13 protein-coding genes are annotated in these 12,920 nt (G+C 59.1%); 1 reads left to right on the forward strand and 12 read right to left on the reverse strand.

What is annotated here, in order from left to right; all coding sequences use genetic code 11:
- The first annotated feature begins 205 nt into the window (after window positions 1–205).
- Window positions 206–1,144: a hypothetical protein gene (locus tag GSQ88_RS06175; protein WP_159006506.1), complete on the forward strand. Its 939-nt coding sequence runs from the start codon at window positions 206–208 to the stop codon at window positions 1,142–1,144.
- A gap of 46 nt (window positions 1,145–1,190) precedes the next feature.
- Here GSQ88_RS06175 and GSQ88_RS06180 read toward each other — a convergent pair whose 3' ends face one another.
- The 12 genes from GSQ88_RS06180 to GSQ88_RS06235 all read right to left on the reverse strand — a co-directional run bounded on the left by GSQ88_RS06180 (window position 1,191) and on the right by GSQ88_RS06235 (window position 12,779).
- Entirely contained in the window at window positions 1,191–1,853 is a 663-nt protein-coding gene (locus tag GSQ88_RS06180; protein ID WP_159006507.1) for a potassium channel family protein, read from the reverse strand.
- A 337-nt stretch (window positions 1,854–2,190) separates the two neighbouring features.
- Window positions 2,191–2,715 (reverse strand): restriction endonuclease, encoded by a 525-nt coding sequence (locus GSQ88_RS06185; RefSeq protein WP_159006508.1) that lies wholly within the window; start codon window positions 2,713–2,715, stop codon window positions 2,191–2,193.
- Between the two features lies 1 nt (window position 2,716).
- On the reverse strand, window positions 2,717–3,610 hold the full coding sequence (locus GSQ88_RS06190) for a hypothetical protein (protein WP_159006509.1): 894 nt from the start codon (window positions 3,608–3,610) through the stop codon (window positions 2,717–2,719).
- Between the two features lie 188 nt (window positions 3,611–3,798).
- Window positions 3,799–4,944, reverse strand: coding sequence for a hypothetical protein (locus tag GSQ88_RS06195; RefSeq protein WP_159006510.1), 1,146 nt, complete (start codon window positions 4,942–4,944; stop codon window positions 3,799–3,801).
- 261 nt (window positions 4,945–5,205) lie between these two features.
- Window positions 5,206–6,774, reverse strand: a complete 1,569-nt coding sequence (locus GSQ88_RS06200) for a GMC family oxidoreductase (protein WP_159006511.1) — start codon at window positions 6,772–6,774, stop codon at window positions 5,206–5,208.
- A 51-nt stretch (window positions 6,775–6,825) separates the two neighbouring features.
- The gene (locus GSQ88_RS06205) at window positions 6,826–7,374 is read right to left on the reverse strand and encodes a gluconate 2-dehydrogenase subunit 3 family protein (RefSeq protein ID WP_159006512.1); all 549 of its coding nucleotides are present in this window, start codon (window positions 7,372–7,374) and stop codon (window positions 6,826–6,828) included.
- 50 nt (window positions 7,375–7,424) lie between these two features.
- Window positions 7,425–7,820, reverse strand: a complete 396-nt coding sequence (locus GSQ88_RS06210) for a VOC family protein (RefSeq protein WP_159006513.1) — start codon at window positions 7,818–7,820, stop codon at window positions 7,425–7,427.
- A complete protein-coding gene (locus GSQ88_RS06215; protein WP_174247937.1) occupies window positions 7,820–8,140 on the reverse strand; it encodes a c-type cytochrome in 321 nt (106 codons plus the stop codon). The genes GSQ88_RS06210 and GSQ88_RS06215 overlap by 1 nt, the downstream gene beginning before the upstream one ends.
- Window positions 8,141–8,394: 254 nt before the next feature.
- Window positions 8,395–8,814, reverse strand: a complete 420-nt coding sequence (arfB, locus tag GSQ88_RS06220; RefSeq protein WP_159006515.1) for an alternative ribosome rescue aminoacyl-tRNA hydrolase ArfB — start codon at window positions 8,812–8,814, stop codon at window positions 8,395–8,397.
- Window positions 8,815–9,005: 191 nt separating this feature from the next.
- Complete coding sequence (locus GSQ88_RS06225) at window positions 9,006–10,382, reverse strand: M16 family metallopeptidase (protein ID WP_246735093.1); 1,377 nt, start codon at window positions 10,380–10,382, stop codon at window positions 9,006–9,008.
- Window positions 10,379–11,770 (reverse strand): M16 family metallopeptidase, encoded by a 1,392-nt coding sequence (locus GSQ88_RS06230; RefSeq protein WP_502706700.1) that lies wholly within the window; start codon window positions 11,768–11,770, stop codon window positions 10,379–10,381. Before GSQ88_RS06230 ends, GSQ88_RS06225 begins: the two co-directional genes overlap by 4 nt.
- Before the next feature lie 268 nt (window positions 11,771–12,038).
- The gene (locus tag GSQ88_RS06235; protein WP_159006517.1) at window positions 12,039–12,779 is read right to left on the reverse strand and encodes a hypothetical protein; all 741 of its coding nucleotides are present in this window, start codon (window positions 12,777–12,779) and stop codon (window positions 12,039–12,041) included.
- Window positions 12,780–12,920: the final 141 nt, after the last annotated feature.

Consider the following 12,920-nt stretch of genomic DNA (forward strand, 5'->3'; position numbering starts at 1 on the left):
TCGTCAGTCGCAGCTCTCGCGTCCACCGCTCCCCGCCCCAACGTCAGTGACGATGGCCAACGCCCCCTCTCTCGGGACGGGATGCGAAGAATAAGCAGGTGATTTGGGTCAAGAGTCAAGGATTATTTCTGAAAATCAGAAATTGTCCGAAGGCATGATCGCTTTAATACAGGTTGGAACGCCTCAACCTTACCGATAGTGTAGTATGTTCATGCCAGTTCCTGTCATTTTCCCAACGCACATCCGACTGGACCTGATTGTTGCTGCGCAGACTGTCGTTGACGACGTTTGTCAGAACCAACTGGGCCACATGAAGCGACCGCCGAAGATCGAAGTTGATTTTGTCGCGTCGCTGATCGAGAACGGCGCTGATGCAATCAACAACGCTTGGCAGCCAATCTTTGGCCGAAAGATTAAGGTATGCGTGGCAGGCGTTTTTTGCCACCAATCTCCTAAGGTGACGATCTCTGACAATCCGCCGTATCCAGTGCCTACGACAAGTTGCGAGTTGGCCGATCTTCTTATCCTTCATTCGCACATAAACTCTGCTGGGAAGGAATACTGGCGCGCGGTTCTCATGCAGACAAAAATCGTTACAGGCTCAGGTGCGATCAAGCCGGACGAGCCGCAGTTCTGGCTTTACAATCGATGGCCACACTTTTCGATTTCGTCTCCGAAGTTCGATCGGCGGGCGCGTGATTTCAATGCTGATCAGCGTTCGGGGCGATACGGACTGCTGTCGAATAGTGGCTGGCTGGTCCTGCCTCCGGCCAAGCCACTTAGTGCTGTATCAGCAAGCACTCAGAGCCTCGCGGAATTTCTGGTTGCAATGCTCTACGATATGAATCCGCATCAGCCGGGCAGGACATCTCAATATGGTCGCCAAGTCTATCAGTCTTCACAATATGACTGGTCGCCGACGGTATGGGATTTGTTGCGGCTAACCGCGTTCCGGGCTCTTCGTCACAAAGGAAAACAACATGGCCTATATGTGGGCGATATGTCCCGCATGGGCGGACGAGTTTTGCAGTTATTTACGGCCCAATCGGGCTCTGCGCTTCCGCCCGACTCGCCCGTTGCGGTTAAACCCGACGACGACGGCGGGGTAAACGTGCTTGTCATCCAGACGGATCAGAGCGGATAAACGTGCATATAGAATCGCTCATGGTTGAAAGGCTTGCCAATAGCGATCAAAGGAATTTTTTTGGCTGCTGCTTTATAAAACTTGCGATGATGGAAAATATGAACACCGAGTAGAAAACACCAAGCAGAATTTCCGCGGTGGTGCAGACACGCGCAATTGGCCTTATTGGAGCGATGTCTCCATAGCCAACTGTTGCGATGGTGGCGACGCTGAAGTAGATGGCGGTTATGGGGCCGTCCATTCGCTGAGAAAATGAACTTGGTTGTAACCTGTCGACTATTTCGTAGATCAGCGAAAATCCATAAATCGTCGTTGCATAACTCCACAATGCCATGCGGAGTACACCTTTAGGCGATAACTTAATGCGCACCGGTATTATTCCGTATAATTTAGCTTCGTACTTTCCGTCGAAGCCGGGAAGTGTATAGAGATGCTTCAGGGAAATGACCGAGTACAGCACCACAGATCCCCAGATTCCAATAAACACGCATGTGCTGACGTAGAACAGAAATAGGAAAAGAAAAGGATTAGAGGTTCCTAATTCTTCTCGGTAAGACAAAACAAAGGCGGGAATAGAAAGCGACGCCAGAGAGAACGAATAAACAGTGTATCTGGCGACTACGTGACCTCTAAGGAAGCGAAAGAACTTGCTAAAGGCGCTCTTTTTAACGTGGTGGTCCCTAAAGTCATCTTCGGGCAATGAAGTCATGATTCTCAACCTGTGAAAGCTGGGTTATACTCCAGGTTGAATGAGAAAGAACAGCGGCGATGCAGCCCGTAGGGCGGATTAGCGCAGCGTAATCCGCCATTGCTGTGCCGGAGGTGTTACAGGGAGTGGAGGGGACGCTCACTGCAAGACAATATGGCGGATTACGCTAACGCTAATCCGCCCTACGGGCTTGGTTGCGGGGACCCGCAACAAACACCCCCAAAACTTCCCCCGCTCCTTGTTTCGCTTACTTCTGGGCGCGAGTGTCTTCCGCCGCGGCGAGTTCAGGCGACATTTGGCTTGGCCGGCCAAGGCATCGAAAAAACGATTGGATAAGCTAAGGCCCTAGCAGATACAGGCTCGAAATCTTGTCGACAATTAAGATCATCAGTTGCTCGATGCTTCCCAAAGCGCACAACTCCGCCCTTTCAAGAACAATGATCTTACAGTCGTCTCGGACGAGAGCACTGTGCATATGAGCATGGGCGCTTCGCAATTGATCGGCATCTCCCGTAATGCCATTTGATGCGATGAGAAAGGCGTGGCTGAGATGACGGTTAGTGGCTTTTGATATGAAAAACGCAATTGCGGCACTATCGACTCGACTGCTCCAGTTCTTACACTCGAATAGTAGCACGTTTGGCAGGAAATCGAGGGTGGTGCGATCATTCCAAAAAATCAGGTCAATTTCGCCACTTATATCTTCGGTGAGAGCATTACGACGTACTAATCTCACGCCTTCAATTTTGCTAAAAAGATAGATCAGAAGATCTTCCAGCGAGCGGCCTCGGGCAGCCGCTGTTGTTGCAGTATCCCCCTCGATGAAAAAACGTTCAATTCTTCTCTTGGACAGTCGGGCCATATCAATCGAGCCCGTGAGCCAGCCGATTTCTCGCCCTCTTTAAACCCGAAACAAATTGACCAGTCTGGGCGAGATTTTCCAATCCGTTGATTGAGATAGAAAAGACATAACCGCTCCCAAACATTCTTCCAACGATGTCATCATCTGGCGCATTAGTTACAATGATCGCGGACTTTAGATGAGATCGTACAAGCAATTTTCGGATGAGGTCCATCGCTCTTGGCGGAAACTGCTCACGCGCTGAGGACCTTACTTCGACCAAAGTTGGCAGACCAATGCCAATATCTAGATCTGGCAGCCATGCGATCATGTCGGCTTCGGCGTCATTTCCGAATCTAGGAGAGAGCGTGACACTGGCTCCGGCGCGTTCGAACGCTACGGCAACCCTCCCTTCCGTCGAAGGCAAGGTGTTTATTTGTTCCCGACTTGCAATTGGATAACTTTCTCCGCCGCCATAAAACCGCGGCGATTCTTTCACGCTTGACGTCTTTCGCGGAAGCTCAAGGTTGGCGACAAAGATTTCGAGGTGAAACCGGATAGTGTCGGTGTCAGCGATCGACGTTTCAACAAACGGGAGGGTTCTGACCGTGACCGGCAAATCGCTCTTGTCTTCTGCGATGAGGAACACAGGCTTGCCGAGTCCGACGGCTACCCCGATCTCAAATAGAACTGATCCTGACCCAATCTTCGTGGAAATCACCCCGCATATAAAAGAAGCCGCGCGTATTTGTCTTTCGAGTTGAGAGACGGATACTTCGCCGGCAGGGGGGATTTCCTCGACATCACCGACGTCAACCAACATCTCACGCAGCAGGTTTCTGAGCGGCTCGGTATTTAAGAGCACCGGAGAACTGATGTAGCAGCGGCGGTGCATTTTGACAGGTGGGATCGCCATGGTGCGGTACCAAGTTATTGGAGGAATACGCCATTGAAACCCTATACAGCTCGTAGGGCGGATTAGCGAAGCGTAATCCGCCAACTCGGCGGCTTTAACGGCGGACTACGTTGCGCTAATCCGCCCTACGGTCCTGAATTTAGAAGCAAAGGCGGCAAGGCCTGCGACTTGATCTTTCGCCCGTGAGGTTACTCTTCGGGCCAAGCCGCAGGGAGACCGATTAATTCGTGCATCGGTTTTCCATCCTTGCGCTTTAACTCATCGCCAACAACGGTCCATTCGGCAATGCCGAGGCCGATTTCGGGAAGCGGCTTTTCCGCCCAAGGGTTCGGAATAAGCAAGCCCGTTTTGCTTGCAAAATTCCATGGGTCAATCTTCATCAACGCCAGCACGCCACTTAGACGCGTGTTTCGCGGTTGTCCATTCGGCGGCCCGTACCAGATACCATCGGGCCGGTTCAAATCCCGCACGATTTCCTCGCCGTTTGGCCCTTTGGAAATCTCAACATAGGGCGTGCCGAACAACGCCTCTGTCACGGCGGACTCGCGATGGTGTGTCGAAAGTCCGTTAAGCGCGACAAGATAGGGATGATCGAGCTTTCCGTATCGCGACGCTTTTTTCTTGAGAGCGGGCCGAATTTCTTGGCTCGGATCAATACGGGTGGCGGGAGACCGCCGCACGCCAATCGCTCGCCCCTTTTCACCTGGCCTTGATCGGGTCCAAGCGGTGAGCTGGATCTTCGCGCCATGTTCTTCCCAGACAAAAGGAGCAGCTTGCCGCGCAGTTTCATCCGACGGCAGGGAAGCGATCCAGGACGTGAGCGCGGTTTTTAGCTTCTTGATGGAAAGGGGTTTCGTCGGCAGACCCGTGACCTTGAGGTCGAGGAAGTGCAAAGGAGATGGCGAGATGTCGATGGCCGAGAGGGCCGTGTTGAGGCGCGCCCGGGCGGCAACCTCTTGGTTGGATAGCCCACTTGCTTGCACAGCCTCCACGTAGAAGCGTTCGCCCTTGCCATTTTCGACAAGAAAGTCCGGAGACTTGTCGGTGTGTTCCAGCTTCGGTTCGATGACGACAATCTTGCACCCGCGCGCCAACAGGAAGTGATAAAGAAACAGTTCGAAGAACGCGCTACGGTGCTGATCATCGATCGTGGAGCGGAAACGGCTTACCAGTACGGCGCGATGCGTTTCGGCATAGGCCGCAAACCACGCGTCCACCTGTTCGCGAACTCGTGCGGCTTCGGGCCGCCCTGACCGGTTGAGATAGGAGAACTGCGTCTCATCCGGCAGGGGTGGTTCGTGATCGTCCCGGGGAATGTCGTCGAAGATGCTCATGGAAGGCAGTCATCATGCTTGGGTGGGTAACCTAGCATGATTATGGCCAGAGAAGCGCGCGCTCAACGCCATCCCGTCGCTGGAGCATGATGAGATAGGATTGAATCGGGTTAATTCTTATCGTGCAACTGCCGTAGGGGCGCGGGGCCACAAGCTCAGTGCGTGGAGACCCCCACCCCCCGACCCCTCCCCGCAAGGGGGAGGGGAGCAGGAGGGGCCGCTCTCAATATAACTCAATCCAATGTCATCCCATCCCGCCTCTCAAATCTCCTTCCTTTGCATCGCCCCCGCAATGTGATCCGCCTGGCGGATTGCCAGCGACACGATGGTCAGTGTCGGATTGCAGGCAGCGCCGCTGGTGAACTGGCTGCCGTCGGAGACGAACAGGTTCTTGACGTCGTGGGTCTGGCCGAATTTGTTGACGACGCCGTCTTTGGCTTTCGCGCTCATCCGGTTGGTGCCCATGTTGTGGGTGGAGGGGTAGGGCGGGGTCGGATAGGTCACGGTGGCGCCGACGGCCTCGTAGACCGCTGCGCCCTGTTTGTAGGCGTGATCGCGCATCGCGACGTCGTTGGGATGGTCGTCGTAATGCACGCTGGCGACCGGCTGGCCGAATTTGTCCTTGGCGACGGGGTCGAGCGTGATGCGGTTGGTTTCCTGCGGCATGTCCTCGCCGACCAGCCACATCCCGGCCATGCGCGGATAGCCTTCCATCGCCGAGGTGAACGGACGCCCCCAGCCGCCGGGATTGAGGAACGCCGCCATGAAGGGCAGTCCCAGCGACAGCGTTTCCATCTCATAACCGCCCATGAAGCCGCGCGAGGGATTGTGCTTGGCCTCGTCGCGGATGATGCCGGCCATGGTGGTGCCGCGGTACATGTGGACCGACTTGTCGAACACCGCATAGACGCTGCCGGTCATGTGACGCATGTAGTTGCGCCCGACCTGGCCGGATGAGTTGGCAAGTCCATCCGGGAACATGCTGGAGGCGCTGTTGAGCAACAGCCTTGGGCTCTCGATCGAGTTGCCGGCGACCGCGACGATGCGGGCCTTCTGGCGCTGGGTCTTGCCGTCGGCGTCGGCATAGACGACGCCGGTGACCTTGCCCGAGGCATCATGCTCGATCTTGAGCGCCATGCAGCCTGGACGCACCTCGAGATTGCCGGTGGCTTCGCCCTTGGGGATTTCGGTGTACAGCGTCGACCATTTCGCGCCGGACTTGCAGCCCTGGAAACAGAAGCCGATCTGCTGGCAGGAGCCGCGGCCGTCACGCGGCTCGCTGTTGATCGCCATCCGCCCGGTGTGGACCTCCTTGTAGCCGAGCTTCTTGGCGCCGGCTTCCAGCACCTTGAAATTGTTGTTGCCCGGCAATCCCGGAATGTTGTTGGTGCGGGTGACGCCCATCTTGTCTTCGGCCTTGGCGTACCACGGCTCCATCTCGGCGAGCGTGATCGGCCAGTCCAGGAGATTGGCGCCGGCGAGATTGCCGTAGGTGCTCTTGACCCGGAATTCATGCTCGTCGAACCGCAGCGACGCGCCGGCCCAATGCACCGTCGATCCGCCGACCGACTTGACGATCCAGGCCGGCAGATTGGCGAAGTCTTTCGCCACCCGCCAGTTGCCCGACGTGGTCCGCATGTCGGTCCAGGCCAGTTGCGTAAAGCTTTCCCACTCGTTGTTGACGAAGTCCTGCAACTCGGTGCGCGGACCGGCCTCCAGGATCACGACCTTGATGCCCTTCTGGGCGAGTTCGTTACCCAACGTGCCGCCGCCGGCGCCGGAACCGACGATGACGACCAGGCTGTCGTCGTTCAGATCGAATTTCGCCATGATGAAGTCCTCTCAACTAAAATCCTGCCAATTACATTTTGCGCGAAGCGTTCAGACCTTCGGCAGCCAATCGATGTCGTTGAAGCCGCGTTTGATGTAACCGCCATGTTCGGCGGACGAGCCCTCGTAGCCGAACTTCGGCCACAGCTCTTCCTGGTTGTAGAGAGAGACGACGAGATCGGACCTGATCTTCTTGAAGAACTCGGTCTGCTCGATGCCCTGCAGCAGCACCACCCGGTCGGCTTCCCAGGGCACTTCGGCGTAGCTAAGTTTGTGGTGGTCCTTCGCGTCCTGATCGAGCCGCCGAACGCCGTCTTCGAGCATCGTCTTGATCGCCGGATCTTTGGCCGCCTTGCCATCCCACGGCTTGATCGCGGTGATGTAATAGCTATCGACCAGGAAATCGTGCGGGTAGATATCGCGCGCGACTTTGACCAACGTCTTCAACGTCGCCGGCGTCAATGTGGTGGCATCAGCGGCCCACGCATCCTCGATGCCGAGGCCTGTGCTCGCGGCTACCGCCGCGACCGGAACCGCGCTGGCGGCGCCCTGAAGGAAAATACGCCGGCTGTATTTGCCGCGACGATCGACTTCTCTCATGGCTTTCTCCTCCAATGGATGTTTCTTCGAATATTTTTTGTTCAAGAGCGTCAGCCGAAGCGGCCGCCTTTCTGGATCACTTCGATCTTGTAGCCGTCGGGGTCGGAGACGAAGAAAAAGCGCGCCAGGGTCGCGCCGTCATGCTTGAAATCCCGCAGCGGTCCCGGGAACAGTCTCTCGCGCTCGAAGCGGGCGTGTTCGGCATCGACATCGTCGACGACGACGGCGAGGTGGCCGTATCCGTCGCCGAGCGTGTAGGGCTGCTTACGGTCGAAATTGACGGTGAGCTCGACTTCGAACGGCGAAGAAGGATGCCGCAGATAGATCAGCGCGAAGTCCGGAAACTTCAGATGGTCGGCGACCTCCAGGCCGAACGCGCGTGCGTAAAAGTCGAGCGCTTTCGCCTCGTCGAGGACGCGGATCATCGAGTGAACCGGCTTTGCCATCAGTTCAGCTCCTTCAGATAGGCGATGATGGCGGCGCGGGTTTCAGGCTTGGCTTGGCGGTAGGCCATCACGGCGCCGGGAATCACCGCCTGCGGATCGCTCAGCCAGGCATCCAGTTTGGCTTCGTCCCAAACAAAATCCGCCTTGGCGAACGCCGGCGAGTAATGAAAGCCCTCGACCTTGCCGGCCTGTCGACCGACCACCTTGTTAAGCGGCGGACCTTGCCGGACTGGCTCCGAGGGATCGATGGTGTGGCAGGTGCCGCATTGCTGCTTGAACAGCGCGGCCGCATCGGGCGGCTTGGCTGCCGGCAACGGCATTTGCGCCGACGCGGCGGAGAACGCCGATATCGCGCCGCAAAATCCCAGGCCTATCGCGAGTATCGCACGCGTCGTTCCCATGCCGCCGAACTTAGGTCGGTGCGAACGCGCGGTGGTAGTAGCCGGCTGTTTTAAGCCTGGCGTGCAGTGCGAGATTTAGAGCGTTTTCGAGCCAACGGGTCGCGCGAATGCGCGCCCGATGACAGGCTCCGTGGGCACCGGTTCGCGTGAAGAAAACGCGTCAAAAAAAGACTCTAGTCGTCGTAACCGCCTGAACCGCGTTTGGCCTTGACGTCGCCGCGGCGCTTCTTGCCTTCGAGCCGGCGCTGTTTCGAGCCGAAGGTCGGCTTGGTGGCACGGCGTGGCGTTGGCCGCACCATGGCCTCGCGCAGCAGTTCGAGCAGCCGGTCCATGACGTCGGCGCGATTGCGTTCCTGGGTTCGGAAGCGCTGGCCGTGGATCACGATCACGCCGTCCTTGGTCATGCGCTGGCCGGCCAATCGATTGAGCCGCAATGCAGCATCCTCGGCAAGCGTGATCCGCCTTGTGTCGAAACGCAATTGCGCGGCGGTCGACAGCTTGTTGACGTTCTGCCCGCCCGGGCCGGAGGCGCGCACGAAGCTGATCTCGATGTCGTTTTCGTCGATGGAGAGATCGCGGGAAATCCGCAGCATGGCGTCACCGGGAGACAGTTTCTCCAGACATAGCAAACGTCATCCTGAGGTGCGAGCCTGACGGCGCATAGCGCCGTCAGTTTAGCGAGCCTCGAAGGATGAGTGTGTAGCACATCCTTCGAGACGCGCGCTAAGAGCGCGCCTCAGGATGACGGCAGTGTTTGCGGAGAAATCCGGAAGAAGGCTAACGCTCAGTTCGCCGTCGGTGGCGGGGTCGCGGCGGCGGGCTGGGCGGCGGCTTGCGGGGCGCGGCCGACGATCACGGTGAGCAGGCCCTGGCCCCACAGCCGCTTGGCCACGGCCTTGGTCTGGTCGAGCGTCACGGCGTCGACGATGGCGTTACGCTTCTCGATATAATCGATCGGGAGCTTGTCGAGCTGGTATTGCAGCAGCGCCTGCGCGAGCTTCGAGGAGGTGTCGAGCGCCAGCATCTGCGAGCCCTTGAGATAGGATTTGGCCTCGTCCAGCTCCTGCTGGGTCGGGCCGTCCTCGGCCATCCGACGCACTTCCTTGTTGATGGCCTCGACGGTCTCGCCGGCACGGTCGGCGCGGGTGCCCGTGTTGCCGATGAACAGCGCCGAATGCTCCATCCACAACAGCGATTCATAGACCGAATAAGCCAGGCCGCGCTTCTCGCGCACTTCGTGGTAGAGCCGCGATGACAAGGAGCCGCCGCCGAGAATGTGGTTGACGACATAGGCGGCCATGAAATCCGGATCATGGCGCCCGATGCCGGGGCCGCCGAAGGTCACCACGGTCTGCGGCACGTCGAGCGGAATGAACGCGCGCTGCGGCGGCTTGGTGGCCACGACGTCGGGGACCGGCGTCAGGTTGGCTTTCGCCGGCAGGCTGCCGAAGGTCTTGTCCAGGAGCTTGCCCAGCGTTTCGGGGTCGACATCGCCGACCACGGCCACCTTCAGCGTATCCTTGGCCAGCACGTGGCTGACATAGGCCTTGAGGTCGGCGATCTCGATTTTCGGCACGCTTTCCAGGCTGCCGTCGGCCGGCCGGCCATAGGGATGGTCGCCATAGGCCAATTCCAGGAACTTGCGGCCGGCCAAGGCCTGCGGGCTGGCGGTGTCGCTTTGCAGATTGGAAATCACCTGGGAGCGAATGCGCTCGACATCGGTAGAGTCGAAATGCGGCGACGTCAGCGACGCCCGCAACAGGTCGAACGCCTCGTCGCGGGTATCCTTGAGCATGCGCAGCGAGCCGCGGAAATAATCCCGGTTGGCCTGAAAACTCAGTTCGATGGCGCGGCGGTCGAGCCGCTCATGGAAGGTCTTGGAATCCATGTCGCCCGAACCCTCGTCGAGCAGATCGCCGACCAGATTGGCGACGCCGGGCTTGCCGGGAGGATCCTGCGAGGCGCCGCCGCCGAAGGCATATTCCATCGCGATCAAGGGCACCGTGGCGTCTTGCACGAACCAGGCCTCGATGCCGCCGGGCGACACCAGATGCTGGATCTTGGCCGCGGCATGCGACGGCGTCGCCGCCAGCGAGATGGCCGCGAAACCCACGGCAACGGTCAATGCGATGCGCTGCGCGCTAACCTTCAAGTCGATCACGAGCGCTTCTCCTCGCGTTTTGCCGCCGCATCCTTGATCAGATAACCGGTCACCGATCGCTTTTTGTCGAGCCATTTTTGCGCGGCGTCGCGGACCTGCTCGGCGGTAACGGCGCGAATGCGATCCGGCCAGCTTCGGATGTCCTCGATGCTCAGGCCGGTGGTCAGGGCCGCGCCATACCAGCGCGCCAGCGTCGCCTGGTTGTCCTGGGCGTAGATCGCTTCCGCGATCAGTTGCGTCTTGACGCGCTCGAGATCCTCGGACTTGGCGGTGTTCTGCGCGACATCCGCGATCACCCGATCGACCACCTGCTCGACCTGCGCGAAGCTGACGCCGGGCCGTGGCGAGACCGAGATCGAGAACTGGGTTGGATCGAGCGAGGTGCCTTGGTAGCCGGCGCTGGCGCTGACGGCGAGCGGCTGGTCGACCACCAGCGCGCGATAAAGATAGGAATTGCTGCCGCTGCCCATCAACTGTCCGAGCACATCGAGGGCCGCACTTTCACCGGCTGCCGCGGTGGTGGCGGACGGAACGAGGTAATAGCGCATCACCTTCGGCTGTTCGACGCGCGGGTCGGCAAACGTCACCGTGCGCGGCGCGATCGGCGGAGGCTCCTGCGGGCGGATGCGCTGTGCCGGGATCGCAGGTTGCGGCTGGACTTGTCCAAAAGTCTGTTCCGCGATCGGGCGGACGTCGTTGGCATCGACGTCACCGGCGATCACCAGGGTCGCGTTGTTCGGCGCATAAAAGCGCCGATAGAACGCCAGCGCGTCTTCGCGGTCGAGCTTCTCGATTTCGTGGTGCCAGCCGATCACCGGGCGGCCGTAGGGATGATTGAGATACAGCGCCGCCATGATCTGTTCGGTCAGCCGCGCTTCCGGATTGTTGGCGACCCGCATGTTGTATTCTTCGAGCACGACGTCGCGCTCGGGCAGCACATTCTCGTCCTTGAGGATGAGACCGGTCATGCGATCGGCCTCGAACTCCATCATCTTGGCCAGCTGGTCGCGCGGCACGCGCTGGAAATAGCCGGTGTAGTCGGTGGAGGTGAAGGCGTTCTCGTTGCCGCCGATCCGAAGCACGGTCTGGGAGAATTCGCCGACCGGATGCTTGGCGGTGCCCTTGAACATCAGATGTTCGAGAAAATGCGCAAGGCCCGATTTACCGGGCGTTTCGTCAGCGGAGCCGACCTTGTACCAGATCATCTGGGTGACGACGGGGGTACGGTGATCGGGGATCACCACCACTTTCAGGCCGTTGCCGAGGGTAAAGCTCGCGGGAGGGTCCGAGGTCACCGTGGTCTGGGCGAGGGCGCCGGATGCGGAAAAAGCCAGCGTCGAAGCCAGCGCGACGAGAACGAAGGCAGCAGAACGGTGTGAGCGCATCATGACCTGTCTGGAGGCCCGAACAAAAGCGTTCGGAAAAAGCGTTGGAAGGAATCGCGGGGCTGGAGCGTGACTATTCTGGAGCGTGGCGGCTTGTCTTCTAATCGCCATCCAGCTCCATCTCATTATTTGAGCATGATAACCGGGCAGACGCCTTGCGTCGGCCCTAGGGAAAACCGGTATCGAGCTGAAAACGTGCCTTCCCGGATCATGTTGCAGCGTACACCGCGTGCCGGCCGCTGAACGTCACGAAGCCGAGAGGGCGTCTTAACTATTCGCCATATTTGCCCTGGGCGGGATTGTATTCCTTGTTCAGCGATTCCTTCGGTCCGGTGCCGTAGGCAAAATTCGGCGACGGCGTCTGGTATCCGGCGGGCGGCTGGGTCAGGGAATCCCGGGTCGGCTCGCCCTTGAACGGCGCAATCTCGGGTTTGTTACCGCCGAACATGTGGTTGGCGCCGAAGATGTTCAACTTGCTGCTATCGAATCCGAGCTGCGACGGGTTCAGGATGGCGTTCCTGCCCGGATCGCCTTCGCCCGGCTGGTTGACCTCGCCGGCGGTGGACGTCTGCGGCGCCGTCCGGCCGACATTGAGTTCGCTCGGCGACAGGATGCGAGCGGCTTCGACCGGATCCTTGTTTTCCTTCTTGCGGCGGGCGATGTCCGCCTTGCGGCGGGCTTCATCGGGATCCTTTGGCCAATTCGGAGGAGGCTTGGCTGCGGCCGTATTGGCCTGCGGCGGCGGCAAATCGAGCCTGGGAGGCACCACCAGCGGGGAGCGCTCGCGATAATCGATGCCGCGGTTGTCCATGTTGGTGCCGCCGATGCCGGCCATGATGCCGTCCATCATCTTTTCCTCGAAGGTCTTGCCTTCGTCTTCCTCCTGGGCGCGCGCGGCGCCCGCCATCATGACGAAGCCGACGGCGAGGGTGACGGCGGCCATCCGAACTGCGCGCATCGGGGCAGCAGAGGAATTCTGCACAAACCAACCACGGGTCTTGGTGTCGCGCATCATGCTGTTCCTGTTCAAATTTCCAGCGGATCGCCGATCGGGGGCACAGCCTCGCACCTCACGGCTCCGCACCAGCAAGCAACGTTCCGCTTGGGGCCCGTATCAGCCGGGATCAGGGCGCTTTTGCGGCGGGTACCCCCA

It is taken from the genome of Bradyrhizobium sp. S69 (genome assembly GCF_009766005.1).
GTDB lineage: Bacteria > Pseudomonadota > Alphaproteobacteria > Rhizobiales > Xanthobacteraceae > Bradyrhizobium.